The sequence below is a fragment of the Psychrobacter sp. H29 genome (assembly GCF_059073055.1).
Window position 1 is genome coordinate 722,006 of sequence record NZ_JCACRY010000001.1, and the last position, 20,018, is coordinate 742,023.

Sequence of the window (20,018 nt, forward strand, 5' to 3'; positions counted from 1 at the left end):
CCTAAAAGTTATACATGCTGTGTCTACAGGCACGGTTATGGTCTAACGAAAGATCATCATAATGTATGAATGAAGTTTAGTTTTTTGGGCTTGTATCTCTATTAGAATGAACCCCGTCTGTGTCAACATTGTCATCTAACGCTATTGGCTCCTCAGATGTTTGAGGCTGCGTTGAGTGATCATGAGCATGCATGGTTTGCCTGCGCTCTTGACGGTCATCTAATATGATACGCTGTGATGCATTGTCCAAATCTTCAAACTGATTTGATTTTACCGCATAACGCACTGCCCAAATAGCAACCACAAACAGCATAAGACTTAGCGGAATTAATAAAAATATACTGAGCATGGCGAATCTCTTAAATAGCAGTGTCTTTTATTATTATACACCCATCTCAGAGGTATGGGATGATCCGTAGTGATTGGTGCAAGCTCTTAGACAGTAGCAAGCCAGCAATATGACCGTGTCGAGACTTATTCATCAGGCTTCATTTCATCAGACTCTTTTGTCGGACGACCTCTTGGCGTCATCAACTGCTGCGAAGTCACATCATCGGCGAGGCGACAGTCCATCTGTGGCCGTATCACATCACGCAGGTAGGCGGCGACTTCATAGACTGCGCGCCGTGAGTGAGTAAGGTTTTGTGCAGGTTTCATCCAGTCGCGCTTAACTGGCAATGGCGCGCTTAGCGGTGTGCTGTTGATGCCATTCAAAGCGAATTGCCTGCGGGCACGTGCCATATGATAGCTATCGGTAATAAGATAAACGTGATGTAGCGGAATCCGTTTGGCCGTAAAGCGTGCATTTTCACAAGTATTCATACTGGCGTTTTCACTTATTAGCCCATCGATACCATGCTCAATCAGCCACTGTCCGAGCCAAGGCGCTTCAGCACCACTGAGTACTATAGGTAAAGGAAGATCGTGATAAGCGCCTGCAGCAGTGCGTGCACGATTCAGGCTATAGCGATTGAGAATGATTTGATTGTTATTGTCATTGGTTAGGCCACCACCTAGCACCACGTAAGCAGTAGGCGGGGAGCTTGTAGCGATAGGCGGTATCTTGGGTAGGGGTAGCAGTGCAAAGACGTAAACAACCGCTTGCGAAAATAGGGGGGTGAACAAACTAATCAATACTAAAATAATAGACGTCGAGCCTAGTATAAAAGTAATATTAATGATGCGAAACAGCTTGAGCATTCGTTCAGCTGAACGTAAATAGTTTCGCCACAAGCGTTTAGACCATGATTGTTTAAACCACATGCTCAGCGTGTCCAATCGAGCCATCAGCATTTACCCAAACTGGCTCACGTGATAGCTGAATAGCAAACTTTTCATATACAAGCTTAGCGATGTAGTGCTGGGCGGTTGCCACATCTGCTTGCGTTGCCTGGTAAGGGGCATGATTGGTCAGTACAAGTGCTTGCTGCTTATGCGTAAAAATAGGCGTGATACCGCCACCTTTTAGACCTGCTTGCTCGATGAGCCAACCTGCAGCAACTTTGACCATAGCATCGGGCATTGGGTAACCAACGATAGCAGGATAGGTTGCTTGCAGTGCTATAAATTGAGATTGATCAATGATAGGGTTTTGAAAAAAACTACCACAATTTGGCAGCTGTTTGGGGTCTGGCAGTTTCTGCTGACGAATCTCTATAATCGCTTGCATCACATCAATAGGAGTAGGATGCTTGCGATCTTGCTGCTCAGCATAGCGCTGCGCCACGGTTTGGACATCGCCATAGCTGGCTAGAGTATTGGTTGGGTCGGTATGTAGTCTAAACCCCACACGGCTAATTAGCCACGTATTTGGCGCACGCTTAAAAATACTGTCACGGTAGCCAAAATCGCAGTCGGTAGTCGATAGATTGTGCCACGTTTTGCTGGGTAAATGATACGCACGTACATACTGTAAGCGGTCTTCTAGCTGCACCCCATAAGCACCGATATTCTGTACTGGTGCTGCACCAGTCAGACCTGGTATCAGTGCAAGGTTTTCTAGCCCATACCAGCCTTGATTGACTGTATATACAACTAGATCATGCCAGTTTTCACCAGCCATTACCTCAATATCTACATAATGCTTGGTTTGAGCAGTCACATGAATACCGCGCATATTTGGCTGCAAGACCACCGCATTTAACGATGCTGGTAATAAGACATTACTACCGCCAGACAACACAAATAGTGAAAGATCATCTGCCGTAGCCTCGGTACTAGATGCCATAAAGTCATCAAGCTGCGCCTCATCTGTCAACGTCACTGCAAAATCAGCCGCGCATGCCAGTGCCATTGTATTGCTATGGGACAAATCAACTGAACGATTGGACAGTACGCTCACTGCGCAATCAGTTGTGGTTGTGGTTTGAGCGTCGAGATCAAGGCGTAGAGCTTGGGTCATAACATAGCCTATATGGCAAATAAATAACAAATGACAAACTGTTCATTATAAAGGATAGCGCATGCAAAAGTCGTAGAAATACAGACTTTATGACTAGCAGGCTTTCCAACTCTCGATCCAAGCTTGTGCGCTTGATTCGATGCGCTCGATTACTTCTTCGAAGTCATCACTTTCCCCTTTATAAGGATCTGGCACATCGCTGCCACAATAGGTAGGATCTTCTTCGCTGAATAGTGCTAATTTGCCCAAGTCGTCCGTTGTCTCTGTGATACCGTCTTTAATAGCTTGCAAGTCAGCCAAATTCTGTGAGTCCATTGCCAAAATTAACTCAAAATCTCGAAAGTCAGTGGCACTAACTTGGCGAGCCACTAATTTATTGATTTTATAGCCATGAGATTTGGCATGGCGCTGTGAACGTGCATCGGGCGTATCACCGACATGTGAGTCACTGGTGCCTGCTGAGTCTATTTTTATCGATAACCCAGCAATGGCCGCTTGCTGACGAAAAACTTCCTCAGCGGTGGGTGAACGACAAATATTTCCCAAACAAACCAGTAGTATGGAAGAGGGAGTACAGGCTTTCATCAGCATAATATGACCTTCTATAACAAAAAAACATGCTATAAGAGTCTAGCATTATTAATGCGACTTTTATTAGCATGTCATTGATTAAATCAGCTACTAGCGTAACGCTTAATACCTTGAATGGCAAGGGTAGAGACTAGACAATAGCGTCATTAAAGAATGGCTGTATGTCTATGTTTATGGAAGCAGCTAATATGGGTGTGACCGTATATCAATCCTGATTATTTTTAAAGCGTTGTAAATCACGGCGTTCTTTTTTATTGGGTTTGTTATCAGGGCGAGCGAGGTTGGCAAGTTTACGCTGCTCAGCATAATAGGCGCGCCGCGTCTCGCTCTCCTTGGTCTCCGAATAGAGTACCTCAGCTGCGCTAGCGTTACCGCGCTGTGCAGATAGCGCCTCGACGACGACGGTCTTTTCGGTCATAGCGGTCGCTGAACCTTGGCGAATGGTTAGCTCATCGCCCACCGAAATCTCCTTGCTGGTTTTTACGCGACTACCACCGTAGTGTACGCGTCCGCTTTCAATCGCTTGCTTGGCGAGCGTGCGGGTACGATAAAATCTTGCGGCCCACAGCCATTTATCTAGACGAATTTTGACCAGAGCTTGACTATTAGTATCGGTGTTTTTCTTCATAATCATCCTTTTGCATTTGTTTTTATATTAAATAATATTAGGGCAACTTTGATATTTGCAAATGGGCATTTATGACTTTGGTTTTATAAAATTGATTTTTATGGTTATGGTTATAACTATGATTACGATACTCAGGATTAAATATCACAATGCAAAAAGCGACCAATCATATGAAAGGTCGCTTTTTGTAAATCATTTGAGGAAAGTAATCTTAGAGGGTCACTTCATGAACGCATTATCTCAAGAATAGTTGATAGCCAATGTTGTCATTGACCGTCGTACAGTCGTAACCAATATCCAAGAGAGCATCTTGTAGCTGGCGTGAGTTACCCTCGGATGCTTGCAGTCCGACCAATACACGACCTTCAGCAGCACCATGATTGCGATAATGGAAAAGCGTGATATTGAAGTCATCACCCAGTTTTTCTAAGAAAGTAAGCAGTGCACCCGGTCGTTCTGGAAATATTACTTGTAGTAATTGTTCGTTTTCGACCTTGGCATGACCACCAATCAAGTGACGAATATGTGACTTGGCAATATCATCATCGGTCAGATCATGAGCGATATAACCATCGTCTGCCAGCTGGCCACTGATGGTTTGACGCTCTTTTTCGCCCTCTTTTAGCGCAATACCAACAAATATAGAGGCAGGTTCCATAGAGTCTGGTGATTTTTTGCTGTCAGCACGGTAGTTAAACTCAGTGATATTGCGACCATGTAGGCTGCGGCAGAAGTTTAAGAAAGCACCCGTTGTTTCAGGAATAGTGACCCCAAAGATAGCTTCCTTTTTCTCACCAATCTCAGTACGTTCAGCGATATAACGTAGACGGTCAAAATTCATATTGGCGCCGCAGATGATACCGACGCAGTTTTTGTCTTGGATGTTATTGGCTTCGATATATTTTTTCATACCAGCGACTGACAGTGCGCCAGCAGGTTCAACGATGCTGCGATTTTCTTCAAAGATGTCTTTGACAGCGGCGCAGACTTCATCATTGGTACAAGTGATGACTTCAGGTTCAACGATGGGACCTGAGTTATCGCTCTTTTGCGTACGCACAACGTCAAAAGGCAACTCACCAATCTGTGCGACTGCCACACCATCAACGAACAGTCCGACTTGCTCAAGTTTGACGCGCTCACCTGTTTCCAGTGCTGCTTTTAGGCACGCTGACTGTTCAGCCTCTACTGCGATGACTTTGACGTGTGGCGCCACTTCTCCCAAAAATGCGGCAACACCTGAGATCAGACCGCCGCCACCGACGGCAACAAATACATAATCCATATTGCGCCACTGCTGGGTCAGCTCAAGACCGATAGTGCCTTGTCCTGCGATTACCAACTCATCATCATAAGGCGGTATAAAGGTGAGTCCTTCACGCTCAGCGCGATCAATCGCATAACGGTTTGCCTGATCGAAGCTATCACCATGCAGGTCCACATTGCCGCCCAGTGCTCTGACGGCATCTACTTTGATATCAGGGGTAGTGGTTGGCATAACAATGATATTGTTTAGCGACAGTTTACGTGCAGAGTAAGCCACGCCTTGTGCATGGTTGCCTGCTGAAGCACAGATGACGCCGCGCGCTTTTTGCTCGTCGCTTAATTGACTAATACGGTTGTAAGCACCGCGTAATTTGAATGATTTAACGGGCTGCAAATCTTCACGTTTGAAACGAATGTCGTTGGTAAAACGTTGGGTCAGCTTGGGCGCCGTTTCAAGTGGTGTTTGAATAGCAACGTCATAGACGGTGGCTTGTAGTATGGCTCGTACCCAGTGTGACAGCATAGTAATCCCTAAACAGAATGAATATAAAAATGAAATAGATTAGCCTATGCTGATTTTGAGTATCTTGCAAGACTCAATTGCAGTTTTCTTAGGGTTTCATGCCCGAATAGGTATGACGTAGAGCTGTGTGATCAACACCTGTAAGCTATGATCAAACCACATGACTAAAATGCACGACAATACATTAGAATTAGGATTGCGCTAACATCCGTTAATAGCATCGGTTATAATAGCCGCGCATTTTACTTCTTTTAAGACCATACGTTTATTTTCCAAGGATTTATGATGAGTGATCAGCAAGCACAAAAGCAAGCCGCGGCCCGCGCTGCCCTAAGCTATATCGAAGACGATATGATACTTGGGGTAGGGACAGGGAGTACGGTCAACTGTTTGATTGAGTTATTGCCGCAACTAAAGCTTGCTGGCGCGGTTGCCAGCTCACAGGTAACAGAAGATAAGCTGCGTGCGCTTGGTATCGAAATCGTCGATTTAAATTTTTCTGGTACGTTAGACATTTATATCGATGGCGCTGATGAGGTTAATGAACATTTGCAACTTATCAAAGGCGGCGGCGGTGCGCTGACTCGCGAAAAGATCGTCGCGGCAGCTTCTAACAAGTTTGTGTGTATGGTCGATGAGAGCAAAAGCGTTGAGATCTTGGGTCGCGCGTTTCCAGTACCGATTGAAGTACTGCCACAAGCTCGCTCTTATGTCGCACGTCAATTAGCCAAATTGGGCGGTGAGCCTGTATACCGTGAAGACTTTGTCACCGATTATGGTAACGTTATCTTAGACACGTATGACTTGGATGTCAGTAATCCAATCGCGCTAGAAAAAGAGCTGAATAATATCGTAGGTGTGGTTTGTAATGGTATCTTTGCGGCCAATCAAGCGGATGTGCTATTAAAAGCTGGGGCAAATGGCGTGACGACACTTACACGCTAATACAGTCTTAAGAATATAATCTCAAGCTTTTATTCAAATAGAAAAGCCGTCCAAATCTGGACGGCTTTTTTATTTTTGAACGTATTAATAACTTATCTTATTATTTACCTTACTAGCTTTTTACAGGCTGGCCTAGGCTAGGCAGTTAGTTTGATTTTGTCTTTTAACAAGAATTCCATCAATGCTTTTTGCGCGTGTAGACGGTTTTCGGCCTCATCCCAGACGACAGAGCGCGGATCGTTTAGCATGTCATGTGAAATCTCTTCGCCGCGATGGGCGGGCAAGCAATGCATAAACACCACTTCAGGGTCGGCTTTGTCCAGTAGAGACGGCGTCACTTGATAAGGGGCGAAACGACGTGCACGGGTGTTTTGTTCTGACTCTTGCCCCATACTTGCCCATACATCGGTGACAATGAGGTTAGAGTCTTTTGCCGCATCTTGGACGTTTTCTACCAAGCTCACACAGTGTGAGAAACGCTCCATAAGCTTTGGATCAGGCTCAAATCCATAAGGCGCTGCCACGCGCAGCTCAAAACCAAACTGATTAGCCGCTTGCATGAATGATGAGCACATATTGTTGCCATCACCGACCCAAGTGACGATTTTGTTTTCGATACTGCCGCGATGTTCATAATACGTCTGCATATCAGCGAGCAATTGACAAGGATGGTAGTCATCGGTCAATGCATTGATAATAGGTACGCTTGAATATTCAGCAAAGGTTTCTACTTTTTCGTGACCAAAGGTACGAATCATAATGATATCAACCATGCTAGAAATCACGCGAGCGGAGTCTTCTAGTGGCTCGCCGCGACCGAGCTGAGTATCATTGGGTGACAAAAATATAGCGTTACCGCCAAATTGCCCCATACCCGTTTCAAAAGAAATACGGGTGCGGGTAGAAGATTTTTCAAAGATCATACCAAGCGTACGACCAACAAAAGGCTGATATATCTCGCCTGCATGTTGCATCTTACGCAATTCGCTTGCACGTTTGATCAGGTTTTCTAGTTCTTGTTTGGTTAAATCAGATAAAGTTAAAAAATGGCGCAAACTCATAGTAATCCTAGCAGTCGATCGCAGTCAGTGAAACGTCATCAGGGTTCAATAGTATCGCATCAGGGCGTATACTGGGTTGACAACAAACTTTTAGTATAGCGTATTTACTTTCAATGTAAACGTGCAATTTTACCAAGATTAAATAGCCTGCAAGCTAGACTAAAAATGATTCGGTAAGCCAAAAAATTATCAAACTCAAACATGTTCTGATCATTATGCCTGTATACGATTCGGGCGTATGCTCAGGCGGCATAGCAGCTCATAGCTAATCGTACCAGCATGTCCCGCGACCTCATCGACACGTGGCGTATCGCCCCAGAGGGTAACGATACTGTCCAGAGCCAGACTTTCTGGTGCTTTGCTGACGTCTACGACAATCATATCCATTGCTACACGCCCAACTACAGGACAGCGGTAGCTCTGATTGCTATTAGCATCGATGACTGTGACATAAGCGCCGTCATTGACCACACGTGGATAGCCGTCCCCGTAACCGACGCTAACGAGTGCCGTTCGGGTATCTTGCTGTGCTTGCCAGCGGCTGCCATAGCCGATAGCGTCATTAGCATAGACCGTCTGTAGTGCCATGATTTGCGCACTGAAATCCATTGCTGGCTGTAAATCTAAAGTCTGCGCACTCTTATCTGTCACAGGCGAGCTACCATATAGGATAATACCGGGACGGACCCAGTCATAGTGGTGCTCTGAGAAGTTAACGATGCCAGCAGAATTGCACAATGAGCCTTGGATTTCTGGACTAATGGTGTCTTTTAGAGTCGCCAGCATACTTGAGAAACGCTCGATTTGCATGGCATTTAATGGATGGTCATGGTCATCAGCATTGGCAAAATGCGTGGCCAGTATCAGCTGATATCCCGCCTCATGTAGACGCTTTGCTGCAGACAGTACGCCCTCGGCATTAAAACCTAGGCGATTCATACCCGTATTGTATTTGAGCCAAACCACGTTGGTTGCACTATTGGCTGGCGGGACATTTCGTAGTGCCCATTCTAACTGTGGTCCATGATGAATCACGCAGCTAATATCATGCTCAATCGCTTGCTGCCATTCATCAGCGCTAAAGGCACCTTCTACGAGACCGATTGTTTTGTTCCAGCCTAGCTGTCTGACTTCTAGTGCTTCAGTCAAAGTTGCAACCCCAACGCCATCCGCTTGCTGTAGTGCTGGTAAAACAGCCGCCACACCATGACCATACGCGTTGGATTTGACCATGGCCAATACTTTGGACTGCGGTGCTCGCTTTTTTACTTCGTTAAGGTTATGAGTGATGGCTTTTGGTTTTATCGTGATGGTGCGCATAATCGCCTTCTTTATGAGTAGAATTATGAAGTGATAAAGCCAGTGCTGCATCAATTGGGCTGATGCGGCACTGGCCATGTTGTTGAACACTAAATATTAAACACTATTTGTTAGACTGCAACTGAGCTTTAATCTTCACAAGGCTTAGTATTATCAATCCGATATTTGTAAGACTGGTTACTCGTCATTCTCAAAGCTAACGCCTTGATAGTACTCTGGCGTTAGATTAATAAAGCGCGTAAATTGCCCTTCAAAGCCCAAGCGAATAGTACCAATAGGGCCGTTACGCTGTTTACCAATGATGATTTCAGCCACACCTTTGTGGTCTGAATTTTCATTATAAACCTCATCACGGTAGATGAACATAATCAAATCGGCATCCTGCTCAATCGCCCCAGATTCACGTAGATCCGACATAATAGGGCGTTTATTCGGACGATTCTCTAGACTACGGTTGAGCTGCGATAGCGCAATCACTGGGCACTCAAGCTCACGTGCCAATGCTTTTAGACTACGAGAAATCTCAGAAATCTCGCCCACACGGTTGCCATCTAGACTAGGAACTTTCATGAGCTGGAGATAATCGACCACGATAGCACCCAAACGACCATCATGATTTTTGGCGATACGTCGGCAACGTGAGCGCATCTCAGATGGTGGTAGGGCGGTACTGTCATCGATGTATAAGTGCTTTGATTGCAAATGCTGAATGGCGTTCATCATTTTTGCCCATTCATCTTCATTCATTTGCCCAGAACGCAAGTGCGTCTGGTTGATCGCGCCCCATGAAGACAGCAGACGCATGACGATAGATTCTGCTGGCATTTCCATCGAAAACACCACAACGGGCAAGTCTTCATTAAACAAAATCCCTTCGGCTAAGTTCATCGCAAAAGTAGTTTTACCCATCGAAGGACGCGCAGCGACAATAATCAAATCGCCCGCTTGCAAACCTTGCGTTTTGTTATTCAGCTCGGCAAATGGCGTCTGCAAACCAATCATGCCGTCAGGGTTGGATTTTAATTCCTGAATCTTGTCAATGACATTAGTAAGTACAGACGTAATGCCGACAGGGCCACGTTGTTCAGCGCGCTTATTATGCTGCTCATTGATACTAAATATTTTACCTTCGACATTGTCCAAAATATCACTGACGCTCTGGTCTTTTGGATTATAGGCAAGGGTCAGCATGTCATTGCCCGTAGTAATCAGCTGACGCAGGGTTGATAGTTCACGCACACGCTGAGCGTAGGCAGTCAGGTTAAATAAGGTCGCCGGACTTTGGCTCAAGATATCTGCCAGATAGCTATCCCCACCTGCGCCTTTAAGCAGCTTTTGCGCCTCAAGCCAGTCGTGTACCATGACGGTATCGTAAGGCTCATTCACGGCTGCCAAATGAGCAACCGCATCAAAGATATATTGATGGCGTCCCGCATAAAAGTCATCTTTGGTGACGATATCGGCAATCTTGTCATATGCCTCTTCAATACTCATCAAAGACGCGAGCAATGCCTTTTCAATATCGATATTGTGCGGCGGTGTCTGATTCAGTAAGTCGTCGGTTTTATCGTTTTCTGCCATGAGTACCTAATGAGTCAAAATGGGTATAAGAAAAGTGTCGGTGATAGTGCAAAACAGATATGGCACACCTCTACGATAGACGTACCAAAACATAGTTTGAGATTTGCCTGCAAATGCTACAATCAGAAGCGAAAGTTTAACACATAATGTGATTTTTTAGGCTGGATAAGCAACTAAATCTACCGTGGTTGTTATGCATAAAATAAGAGATCGCATCCAGTGTCTAAACGTAAAAACTCAAAATATTGACGATAAATATAATAAAATCAAAAATTTAGATAAAATAAGGCGATTGCTATGACAAAAGAGAAACGTCCATTATTAATCACGACAGGTGAGCCTGCAGGTATTGGAATGGATGTCGTATTGAGTTTGGCGGCAGAAGGCAAGCTACAAGATTTTAATCGCCCTATTTGGGTGACCGCCGATGCAAGCGCGATGCAAGTACGAGCAGATGAGCTTATTGCTGCTGGCGTACTGATAAAAGCACCTACTTGGCAAACCATTGATGTCAATGCAAATGATGTTGATATGAACGCGCTCAAGCAAATACCACAGCTGAATATAGATGCTGATAGTGCTTTTATCATTCTTAATATTCCTTGTGCCGCATCAGTTGTGGGCGGACAAATCAATATTGCCAATTCAGCAATGGTGGCTAGGCAGTTAGATATTGCTCATCAGCTAGCAGTAAATGAAACAGTCGCCGCTATCATCACAGGTCCCTTGCAAAAATCAGCGCTCATAGATGCAGATATCAAGCTATTGGATGGCACTATGTTTAGCGGTCATACCGAGTTTTTTATGCAGCAAAGTGGTTGTGACAAAGTGGTCATGATGCTTGCCAATCAAGCCATGAAAGTGGCGCTTGTCACGACCCATCTGGCACTAAAAGATATACCCGCTGCCATCACGGCAGATAATGTGCGCCAAACGGTACAAATCGTCATCGATGATATGAGAGAGAAATTCGGTCTTGCGCAGCCTCGTATATTGGTATGCGGTCTTAATCCACATGCAGGCGAGGGTGGACATTTGGGAAGTGAAGAGATTGATATTATCAATCCAGTCTTGCAAGCGTTCATTGATGCGGGGGTGAATATTTCAGAGGCAATGCCCGCGGATACGCTATTCACGTCTAGGCATCTCGCCAATTGCGATGCGGTCATCGCTATGTATCATGACCAAGGACTACCTGTACTCAAATCGCACGGTTTTGGCGATACGGTCAATCTAACCTTGGGCTTGCCTTATATCCGCACCTCTGTCGATCATGGTACGGCGCTAGATTTGGCAGGACGGGGCGGGGCGAGTGCGACAAGTTTATACCAAGCATTAAATATGGCTAATGAGATGGCGGATAAGTCGCTTACTAGCTGATACCTTCTTTATGATGCATTGCCTTATAGGTATTGTTCACGTCGTACTTGATGATTTTGGTGCGAACAATGCCTATTTATGAATAATCAGATACAACCTAATATAAGTGGTTCCATTATGGCGGTTTATTTTGAGTGGTCTATTAATGGGTTTACAAGGATAAATAGCTGGTTTCCTTTGGGATATACCCGATATCAGCAAGAGAGCATATCGTCACGGTTAGCTATCGAATAGGTGGACATTATGCTTTCTCTGCTAAGATAACCTTCGATGCTAAACCTGATAAAAACTATCAATTAAATTTCGTCACTGACGTTGGTACAGCATTTTCTAGCAAAATAGCTATATAGACTTTTGGGTAATGGATAAAGCAACGCACCAGCCTTTATCGGATGTAGTGAGATCACAACCACTTGCTGTGCCACGGACTATTTCTTATCCGATTATCATTAGTGATTGATCGAATCTATATAAATAACTCTGGCATATGACCAGAGTTATTGGAGATATGTTTGCGCTTTTAAACATATAGTTGCAGCCAACTTATTCTTTAAGAGTCCTAAACTCGATCTAACCTACTTGCTATAGATTATCTATTATATTTCAATGGAAAATAATCGCCAACTTTATCAGGGTAATTTATTTCCAAAAATAACTTAAATGTATTATCAATATCTTCCATCAAGGCTTTGCTTTCCATAGGTTTATAGGTATTCGTGATTAACTCGGTTTGAATCCATAATTCACCCCCTTGCCACATATGTTCCCTAATGTGAGGATCATAATCGATACCTATGTAGAGTTTAATAAACTCAATGACAATATCATCTTTAAAAAAGCTCGTACAAAGCTTAAAGTCCAATTGTTTTGATAAAAAATCAAAGCAATCTATTTCCTTATTTCTTACTTGCTTTATATTATCAATAAAAAGCTCATAAGTTTCTAACTCATCTGAGAGCAGCTTTCTTGAATAAGCCCACTCAATTAAGTAAAAAAAGTAAATTGCATAATATTCTACTTCAATACCAGAAATATCTGAGTGTATTTCAAAATCGTCAAGTTCCATAATTTTGCTCATGAGCTTATCCTAAGGTAAATAGTTAACTATCAATTTTGTTTTTAGTTTTGGAGATAATATAGGGGTAGGACTCCCAATTCTAGTACCAGACTTGTCGGTTCTGTTCGTAAATTTCCAAACAGACCAATATATTGTTTGAGAGCCTGGTTTAATTTTCTGACCAGTGCTATGGATAGTTGCACCATTCTCATTTAAATAGTAATCATTTATCGTCTGGTTAGATGCTTGTGTGATCCTGGAGGCTTCACTAACCACATCCCCTACCTTTTTTAGATGTTTTCGCTTGGGCTATCTTGACGAAAGAAATTAACCACCTAAAATTTGACCTATGCTGTCAAATCCGTACTAACAGAATGGGGTTAGTTTAATCATGCAGCTTGACAGCTTGACAGCTTGACAGCTTGACAGCTTGACAGCTTGACAGCTTGACAGCTTGACGGTAATACCCCATTGTCCTCATAACAGGTCTTATGTTAGATAGTTCGAGAACAAAAAGATGCCATGTTAGTTGTGCTACATTTTAGATGGCTTATAGATAAAATATCTCAAAAACACGCCCTAATTATGAGCTGTGGTATAATTCGCCATTATAATACCAGCACATTGCTGCCATAGCCCATTTCTCTTTTATACACTAAGACTCTTTTATGTCCAACTCTACATTTGATGCGCAATCTATCTCTAACAGCTTAAAGGCTGCCAAACACCAACCGCGTAAGCGCTTTGGTCAAAACTTCTTGCATGATACCAGCGTGATTCGCGAAATCGTTGAAAGCATTCGTCTAGAGCGTGATGACAATTTGATCGAAATTGGACCAGGTATGGGCGCACTGACTGAGCCTTTGCTAGCAGAAGTGGATGCGATGACAGTGGTAGAGCTGGATCGCGACTTGGCAGACAGCTTGCGTATTCGGATTGGGGCTAACAGTCACCCAAACTTTGAGATCATCAAAGACAATGCCATGCATGTGGATTACCGTGAGCTGTACAGCGAGGTGCGCGGCAAGCTGCGCGTAGTAGGTAACTTGCCCTATAACATCTCGACACCTATCTTATTTCACTTACTCAGCTACGCCGATGTGATTCAAGACATGCATTTTATGCTACAAAAAGAAGTGGTCGAGCGTATCACAGCAGACGTGGGTAGCAAAACCTATGGTCGTTTGTCTGTCATCATGCAGTATCATTGTGATACCGATTATTTGTTAACAGTACCGCGTGGTGCCTTTAACCCACCGCCAAAAGTCACCAGTGCAGTATTTCGACTAACGCCGCATATTAACAAACCCGTAGTAGCAGAGGACGAAGAGCATTTTGCTATTGTGGTACGTGAGACCTTTAACCATCGCCGCAAAACCCTACGGGCTATATTTAAAAAATCAACCTTGCTGCCAACACTGAGTGAAGGCGATTTTGACGCTTGTGGTATTGATCCGCAGGCGCGTCCTGAGACCTTGAGCGTTACAGATTTTGTGAACCTAAGCAATCAGGCACGCAACTTAGAGGTTTAAGTGGTAGAGGGTTGAGTCTTAAAGATTTGAGTTAATAGACTGCTAATTATCATCACATAAAGATCATAGAGGTATTATGAGTTTTCGCCATCAGTATGTCATCGGTGATTTGCAAGGTTGCTATGCGGCTTATCTACAGTTGCTTGAGACGCTAGATTTTGATCCTGACCAAGATAAGCTTTGGTTTGCGGGTGATTTGGTGGCGCGCGGCGAGGACTCATTAAATACATTACGCGATGTCAAAGCGTTATGTGAGCAAGGCGCCGCAGCCACTGTGTTAGGCAATCACGATCTCAATTTGATTGCTGTTTGGCGCGGTGCGGCGAAGCTCAAAAGCAAGGACAAAACAGCACCGATCTTTGCCGCTGATGACTGTGATGAATTGCTTGAATGGTTACGTCGGCAGCCGCTGTTGGCTTATCCAGATAAGCATACTGTGCTCGTACATGCCGGTATTCCGCCGCATTGGACTATCGAGGCAGCGGCAGGATATGCCAAACAGCTAGAAGCACAACTACAAGGTAGCCTAAAGCAACTTGATCGACTACTACCCAATCTTTATAGCAAACAAGCAGATGAGTGGCATGCAGGTATTAATGGTTTTACCAAGATGCGTGCAATCGCCAATTACCTTACTCGTATGAGACTGTGTAAGCAAGGTGGGATGCTTGAGTTTGAGTTTAACGCTGGACTAGATGAGCCGATGCCAAAAGACTTTTTGCCGTGGTTTGAGTGGCAAGTGCCGCGCACGCGTAAAATACTGTTTGGTCATTGGGCGGCGCTAAAAGGTGAGATTGATTTGCCACATGCACGCGCGCTTGATGGCGGCTGCGTTTGGGGTAATTATCTATTAGCTTATAGACTGGGTGATGGACAGGTTCTTACTTCAGGTGCAGGGTGCTAAAGATCATACCGAGGGCTATAAACATCTTGATATATAGGGCTAGGCAAGTGATTTGTTTTAAGCGGTCCATTAATACGTTTAAAGGGCTAAATAACTGGCTCTTTTGGTGTGTGCCCTAAAGGCATTCATTTTGAAATTCGTGATATTTAGAAGAAAATTTATGCAACTCACTTTTGGATTCTTCGTTTAAAAAATCATACAAGTCATTATTCAAGACATCGTATGCGCACATAAAAGCACTTCTGTTTTTTTGAGTATAGTCTTGCATCATGTCTATACAAGAAAATGAATTGAGTACATTAAATAGAATACTAGTGTTGTGAGGGGCATATTCCAAAGCTTTTTGGAAATAAATAAGTCCAGAGTAGTTTTCTTTATCTTCAGAAAGATATGGAGCAAGCTCTATGGTTATTCCTTTGAGGTTTAAAGCCTCAGCTATTTCGCTATCTGTTGAATTACTATCAGTAATTACTTCATTTAAGATCTCAAGAGCCAGCTCTGGTTCATCGTTTTGGTAAAAAATATCTGCTTGGGTCAGTCTTTTTTCTATACTAGTCATTAGTTTTTTATCCATTCATCTTTGGTTATACGGTCAGCAACTCAACACCTATATCCACACTGATTAGATACCGATAGCTCTTTGAATAAATATACGACTTTGAAAATGGGTTTAGAGAAAGAATAGGGATGAGTCCCAAAAAGACAGCAGCCTAAGATACTTTAGTGAAGTCTCTATCGTACATGAGTAATGGCATTGGTCTTGAAACAAACAATACACCGATGCCATTACTCGCTTATAGCAGATTTTACTTATTCTTGAACACGCCACATGGCATGCCTAGGGTCAGGCCCCTAAGCTTGTCTGGTCACAGATACTGATTGGTTGACAAAATCCATGGATCCGAACGCCGTTAGGAACGCGACGCTAGACGCGTCGGAACCAACACCGATGCGGGCCATCGTGTCGGCTTCTGCCATACCAGTCGAATCAATAAGATGCCAGCTCCCTCCGAGATAGACCTCCGCCACGGCATGAAAGTCCTGTGGCGTCACATCGGGCGCATAAACGCTCGCGAACCTAGCTGGTATCGACGACGCGCGCGCTAGTGTCACAAGAACATGCGCAAAGTCACGGCACACGCCCTGACGCTGAACAAAGCTGTCAAGTGCGGTGGTCTGAGCGTGGCTTGATCCTGGCACATAGCTAAACGCCGACTCGATCCAATCGCGCATCGCCGCAATCCGTGCACCGCCAGCGAGATTGCCAAACTCAGCATCCACAAAGGCTTGGAACTGATCTGATGGGCAATATCGAGATGGCATCAAATGTCTGATCGTCTCTCCGGGCAAAAGATGGAGAGGCACTTGGGGCAGTACCGATATGTCCAAGGCAGGACGATCAACGGCAATTTCTGCGAGGTAAGTACAGCTAAAATCTCCTTCTGCGCGAATCCAGATCCGCTCTCCTATGCCATCATCGGCGGAGACCCGTGAAAAATGAGCAACGTCTGATGTCCAAATCTCAGTCGAACGAACCTGTTGATCGACAAGATCGGCAGCTTCGATCTGAAGTAAAAGGTCCATCGGCTCGGATAGACGATAATGAAGTTTGACGTCAAGTTTCAGGATCATGTTTGAACTCACTAAGGATGTTGGTTTGGTGGACTAAGGACAGTGTGGGATTTCTAATAGATACGAGGCGACACCTAAGCTGCGCAGGTCTATTGAAACCAAAATATTTTGCGATGAACTGTTTTGTATATCAGAGATTGGCGTACTTAAGTTATGCAGCAATGCCTCACAGAGTTGAATTATCATAGTACCGTTTTTCAATCTCAAAAGGTAAGATATGACTATAGCACTATGCAGACGGGCTTTATTAAACCTGAAACGCATCAAAAATTGATTAGTTATGGACTTAGCGTTGCAAAGCGAGCGCTATGCTCGAAGTATCAACCGTACAAGGGTTGCCAGGTCAATATCCTACATCCTATGCACTGCTATTTTTTGGCTTGTTTGTGTCTACTAGTGCTTGACTCAATACTGCCATAGTGCTCATAACGAACGTTATGAACACTATGGCTTTAAAACCAGTTATTTACCAAGTATCTAGCCATCGAAACTGCCACTCTAATTGGGTAGTTTCGGTGGTTTTTTCGGTTTTGGCAAAGGGGTTTTGGCATCGCCAGTCGGCTTATCATCAGGATCAGCATGATATTCTTCATCGAGGTTATCGCTATCGATGGCGCTTATTGTTTTAGTCGTCTTATCATACTGAATATCATCGGTATAAGGAGCATTGTTCAGCTCTTCATCAGTCAAACCATCATCTAGATCCACGACTTTTTTTGGAGAGTTGTGAGGCTGAGTATGATCACCTTCTGGTTGGCTTTCATAATATATGTCTGTACTTGTCTTTGAGTTTTGAGCTTCATTTTGCTTAGACTCAGGTAGTATTCTGACATCAGATAATCGGCGAACCACATAATTGCTTGGTATTGCCTTTCCGTTCTTTTGTGCTGAGGTATCGTCAAATATCATGTGCCCTTGGCTATCGATACGTGCATAGTCCATCGGCTTATCACGAGGCCAAAAGAAGTCAGAAGGGTGGCTAATGATGTGACCGAACACCAGTTTTGTGAGGCGACTCCACTCAAAAAACCGCACTTCTTTAGAGCGTAGGGCAACAAACAGAGCCAGTGAAAAGCTGACTATGAGGTTGACCATACCGATAAGTGCTACGCCAAGTATAGAAATTAGAATGAGGCTCCAGTTTATTTCATCAGCAGATATATTGAAAAGTCCATGTGCCAAGTTGGCCGAGGCAAAAGCAATATGGCGAATATCAATAGGTAAGCCGAAGATATAGCCAATAGTTGCCGTACTACCCAAGAACACCCCGAATAAAAAGTTGCCCATAATAGCGCCCAGATTGGCTTCTATAAAGCCGCCCAAACGTTTAAGCCATGATTGAGGCAATATATATTTTAAGAACCTATGACGCTGTATACGTGCACCTACATGGTTATACACTGCTAGATTGTCATAGTAGCCTGCAATGAGACCAGATAAGAACAGATATACACCAGCGATGGCAGCGTGGGGGAGCGCTAGCGAGCGAAACGGGTCTAGATCGTGTAGTAAGTGACCAGCTTTTTCTGAATCAATCATTGGCGCGCCTGTGTACTGTAACCAGGCGAAGGAAATAATAAGTGCCACAGGCACAGCCAACATCACGTTACCCATGATAGCAACAAACTGAGTCCGCAAAATATCAACAACCAATTCTGATAGCTTGGTTAGCTGATGAGATTTTTTTCCAGAGCCTTCAGATATCGTAGAGGCGATAGCAGCAGCCGTCATAGCGGGCTGTTTTGTCGCTACTGTGCCACGAATGATATGAATAAATACAAAACCCAAACCATAAATCATACTGTTGATAAACGCCCGTCCCATAGGGGCGAGTGCCAAATGGTAAGCCAATATCTTGATGGTGGCCATAAATGCAATGAAAAAGCCACCAATAGAGGCTTTTTTGAACATTTTTTGATAACCAGATTTATCGGTACTGATGTAATGCTCACCCACGCGGCTGGCGTTCTCGGTGACCTTGCGTGAGAGTAGCTTGGTATTATTATCAATCAAATAGCCAATACTATAGCGCTGTCTGGCAGTAGTAATTAGCGTCTGTATCAACTCGATGACGGCGCGATCTCGTCTTTGGTGATCGTCTGTGACGAGCTCTGTCAAAATACGCATGCGCTGTAAGCTTTGGTCCAAACGCAGCATCATATTGGTCAGGCGAATGGAGATACCTGTCTTGTAGATACGTTTGCGGATAGTGGCAACAATATCTTCACATTGCTCAATCATGACTAACAATGGCGCCGGATCAACTGCATGTTCAGGGGTTATGTCGGTTAAAGTGTCGAGCTCATGTGCTTGTCTGTATTGATTGACAAAGAGTACGGCTTCTTGGTTTTGAGCCACAAAAGAAGCAGAGTAGTTGAGCATTTGCGGGTAGGAGTCCATCAAATCAGGATGCAAGCCAAGTCCACTAATACGATAAGACAAAATAATGATCGCGTTTAAAATACTGTTTTTTGCCGTGGCGACCAAATCTAAGTGCTTTTCTTCTACTCTGATAAGCTCTACCAGTTCATCCCATTTATCTGCCTCAATATTGGCAAGCCAGCGCTCATCAGTACGCTTGTCGAATAGATAACCAATCAATTCGACGACAGAGTCATCTTGAGGTAGTATTGGCAAAAAACGATGACCAACCAATCGTCTTAAGCTATTAAAGAATCCTTGATCTGACATGATGCCAGTATCGGTATACAGTGCGATTTGACGGTATTGGATAATCAGTTTTAGCACAAAGCTAGAGAGACCATCGCCGTATTCTGGATGCTGATGCAAGATATCAATAAGGGCTTGGATATTTTCGTTCGCTAAAGCCGGTTCTTTATCACTGACTCGCAGTTCATCGATTAAGCGTTTGAGCACCGTAGCATCAGGTACATCACTTAGGGCAGTAATCTGTTGTAAAATGCGTTTTAATTCTGACACGTCGCACCCTTTATTGTAGTTGTTTCTATCACTTTTATTATTTAATACTTTGACACTATGCATCACATAATGAGTAGCAATGACTTTATTAGATTTAGGAGATTTTAATTTTGCGTAGCGACACCTTGTCTTGCGTTATTTTAATCGTAACGGCGCATCGATAGTGAATTATTTTGTTAGGATTTATTTTGACAAAAAAAAGGACAGTAACGAGACTGTCCTTTTTATCAAAGAATTATAAAGTATTCAAGGTGACT

Annotated in this window: 17 protein-coding genes; 4 read left to right on the plus strand and 13 right to left on the minus strand. The window is 43.9% G+C overall.

Going from position 1 to position 20,018, the window contains the following annotated elements:
• Positions 1-76: 76 nt before the first annotated feature.
• The 6 genes from ccoS to ilvA form a co-directional block, all read right to left on the minus strand.
• Positions 77-349, minus strand: a complete 273-nt coding sequence (gene ccoS / locus AC5JP1_RS02935; RefSeq protein WP_319051934.1) for a cbb3-type cytochrome oxidase assembly protein CcoS — start codon at positions 347-349, stop codon at positions 77-79.
• A 125-nt stretch (positions 350-474) separates the two neighbouring features.
• Complete coding sequence (locus AC5JP1_RS02940; RefSeq protein ID WP_493843058.1) at positions 475-1,125, minus strand: YdcF family protein; 651 nt, start codon at positions 1,123-1,125, stop codon at positions 475-477.
• A 127-nt stretch (positions 1,126-1,252) separates the two neighbouring features.
• Complete coding sequence (gene murB, locus AC5JP1_RS02945) at positions 1,253-2,293, minus strand: UDP-N-acetylmuramate dehydrogenase (protein ID WP_493844420.1); 1,041 nt, start codon at positions 2,291-2,293, stop codon at positions 1,253-1,255.
• 201 nt (positions 2,294-2,494) lie between these two features.
• A complete protein-coding gene (locus AC5JP1_RS02950; protein WP_493843059.1) occupies positions 2,495-2,992 on the minus strand; it encodes a low molecular weight protein-tyrosine-phosphatase in 498 nt (165 codons plus the stop codon).
• 205 nt (positions 2,993-3,197) lie between these two features.
• A complete protein-coding gene (locus tag AC5JP1_RS02955; protein ID WP_493843060.1) occupies positions 3,198-3,626 on the minus strand; it encodes an RNA-binding S4 domain-containing protein in 429 nt (142 codons plus the stop codon).
• A 229-nt stretch (positions 3,627-3,855) separates the two neighbouring features.
• Positions 3,856-5,409, minus strand: coding sequence for a threonine ammonia-lyase, biosynthetic (gene ilvA, locus AC5JP1_RS02960; protein ID WP_493843061.1), 1,554 nt, complete (start codon positions 5,407-5,409; stop codon positions 3,856-3,858).
• Positions 5,410-5,694: 285 nt separating this feature from the next.
• Here ilvA and rpiA point away from each other — a divergent pair, with 285 nt between their 5' ends.
• A complete protein-coding gene (gene rpiA / locus AC5JP1_RS02965) occupies positions 5,695-6,354 on the plus strand; it encodes a ribose-5-phosphate isomerase RpiA (RefSeq protein WP_493843062.1) in 660 nt (219 codons plus the stop codon).
• Positions 6,355-6,491: 137 nt separating this feature from the next.
• On the opposite strand, the gene argF is transcribed toward rpiA, so the two are convergent.
• The 3 genes from argF to dnaB all read right to left on the minus strand — a co-directional run bounded on the left by argF (position 6,492) and on the right by dnaB (position 10,316).
• Positions 6,492-7,415 carry an ornithine carbamoyltransferase gene (argF, locus tag AC5JP1_RS02970; RefSeq protein ID WP_493843063.1) on the minus strand — a complete coding sequence of 308 codons (924 nt, stop codon included), beginning with the start codon at positions 7,413-7,415 and terminating at the stop codon, positions 6,492-6,494.
• Between the two features lie 213 nt (positions 7,416-7,628).
• A complete protein-coding gene (alr, locus tag AC5JP1_RS02975; RefSeq protein ID WP_493843064.1) occupies positions 7,629-8,735 on the minus strand; it encodes an alanine racemase in 1,107 nt (368 codons plus the stop codon).
• A gap of 177 nt (positions 8,736-8,912) precedes the next feature.
• The gene (gene dnaB / locus AC5JP1_RS02980; protein ID WP_319051943.1) at positions 8,913-10,316 is read right to left on the minus strand and encodes a replicative DNA helicase; all 1,404 of its coding nucleotides are present in this window, start codon (positions 10,314-10,316) and stop codon (positions 8,913-8,915) included.
• 297 nt (positions 10,317-10,613) lie between these two features.
• Here dnaB and pdxA point away from each other — a divergent pair, with 297 nt between their 5' ends.
• Positions 10,614-11,696 carry a 4-hydroxythreonine-4-phosphate dehydrogenase PdxA gene (gene pdxA, locus AC5JP1_RS02985; RefSeq protein WP_493843065.1) on the plus strand — a complete coding sequence of 361 codons (1,083 nt, stop codon included), beginning with the start codon at positions 10,614-10,616 and terminating at the stop codon, positions 11,694-11,696.
• 589 nt (positions 11,697-12,285) lie between these two features.
• On the opposite strand, the gene AC5JP1_RS02990 is transcribed toward pdxA, so the two are convergent.
• Positions 12,286-12,774 (minus strand): hypothetical protein, encoded by a 489-nt coding sequence (locus AC5JP1_RS02990; RefSeq protein WP_493843066.1) that lies wholly within the window; start codon positions 12,772-12,774, stop codon positions 12,286-12,288.
• A 647-nt stretch (positions 12,775-13,421) separates the two neighbouring features.
• Between AC5JP1_RS02990 and rsmA the strand changes: the two genes are divergently transcribed.
• Together rsmA and AC5JP1_RS03000 are read left to right on the plus strand one after the other, a co-directional pair.
• A complete protein-coding gene (gene rsmA, locus AC5JP1_RS02995) occupies positions 13,422-14,285 on the plus strand; it encodes a 16S rRNA (adenine(1518)-N(6)/adenine(1519)-N(6))-dimethyltransferase RsmA (protein WP_319051945.1) in 864 nt (287 codons plus the stop codon).
• A gap of 76 nt (positions 14,286-14,361) precedes the next feature.
• Positions 14,362-15,189, plus strand: a complete 828-nt coding sequence (locus tag AC5JP1_RS03000) for a symmetrical bis(5'-nucleosyl)-tetraphosphatase (RefSeq protein ID WP_493843067.1) — start codon at positions 14,362-14,364, stop codon at positions 15,187-15,189.
• A 115-nt stretch (positions 15,190-15,304) separates the two neighbouring features.
• On the opposite strand, the gene AC5JP1_RS03005 is transcribed toward AC5JP1_RS03000, so the two are convergent.
• From AC5JP1_RS03005 to AC5JP1_RS03015, 3 genes are all read right to left on the minus strand, one after another.
• Positions 15,305-15,763 carry a hypothetical protein gene (locus tag AC5JP1_RS03005; RefSeq protein ID WP_493843068.1) on the minus strand — a complete coding sequence of 153 codons (459 nt, stop codon included), beginning with the start codon at positions 15,761-15,763 and terminating at the stop codon, positions 15,305-15,307.
• A gap of 278 nt (positions 15,764-16,041) precedes the next feature.
• Entirely contained in the window at positions 16,042-16,821 is a 780-nt protein-coding gene (locus tag AC5JP1_RS03010) for a transglutaminase-like domain-containing protein (RefSeq protein WP_493843069.1), read from the minus strand.
• 498 nt (positions 16,822-17,319) lie between these two features.
• Positions 17,320-19,761, minus strand: a complete 2,442-nt coding sequence (locus AC5JP1_RS03015) for a site-specific recombinase (protein WP_493843070.1) — start codon at positions 19,759-19,761, stop codon at positions 17,320-17,322.
• Positions 19,762-20,018 lie beyond the last annotated feature (257 nt).

Bases quoted from the DNA above. Each gene is read 5' to 3' on its own strand.
- ccoS (WP_319051934.1), bottom strand. From the start codon at position 349: ATGCTCAGTATATTTTTATTAATTCCGCTAAGTCTTATGCTGTTTGTG.
- AC5JP1_RS03010 (WP_493843069.1), bottom strand. From the start codon at position 16,821: ATGATCCTGAAACTTGACGTCAAACTTCATTATCGTCTATCCGAGCCG.
- pdxA (WP_493843065.1), top strand. From the start codon at position 10,614: ATGACAAAAGAGAAACGTCCATTATTAATCACGACAGGTGAGCCTGCA.
- alr (WP_493843064.1), bottom strand. From the start codon at position 8,735: ATGCGCACCATCACGATAAAACCAAAAGCCATCACTCATAACCTTAAC.
- AC5JP1_RS02955 (WP_493843060.1), bottom strand. From the start codon at position 3,626: ATGATTATGAAGAAAAACACCGATACTAATAGTCAAGCTCTGGTCAAA.
- argF (WP_493843063.1), bottom strand. From the start codon at position 7,415: ATGAGTTTGCGCCATTTTTTAACTTTATCTGATTTAACCAAACAAGAA.
- rsmA (WP_319051945.1), top strand. From the start codon at position 13,422: ATGTCCAACTCTACATTTGATGCGCAATCTATCTCTAACAGCTTAAAG.
- rpiA (WP_493843062.1), top strand. From the start codon at position 5,695: ATGAGTGATCAGCAAGCACAAAAGCAAGCCGCGGCCCGCGCTGCCCTA.
- AC5JP1_RS02990 (WP_493843066.1), bottom strand. From the start codon at position 12,774: ATGAGCAAAATTATGGAACTTGACGATTTTGAAATACACTCAGATATT.
- AC5JP1_RS02950 (WP_493843059.1), bottom strand. From the start codon at position 2,992: ATGCTGATGAAAGCCTGTACTCCCTCTTCCATACTACTGGTTTGTTTG.
- dnaB (WP_319051943.1), bottom strand. From the start codon at position 10,316: ATGGCAGAAAACGATAAAACCGACGACTTACTGAATCAGACACCGCCG.
- murB (WP_493844420.1), bottom strand. From the start codon at position 2,293: ATGGCACTGGCATGCGCGGCTGATTTTGCAGTGACGTTGACAGATGAG.
- ilvA (WP_493843061.1), bottom strand. From the start codon at position 5,409: ATGCTGTCACACTGGGTACGAGCCATACTACAAGCCACCGTCTATGAC.
- AC5JP1_RS03005 (WP_493843068.1), bottom strand. From the start codon at position 15,763: ATGGATAAAAAACTAATGACTAGTATAGAAAAAAGACTGACCCAAGCA.
- AC5JP1_RS03000 (WP_493843067.1), top strand. From the start codon at position 14,362: ATGAGTTTTCGCCATCAGTATGTCATCGGTGATTTGCAAGGTTGCTAT.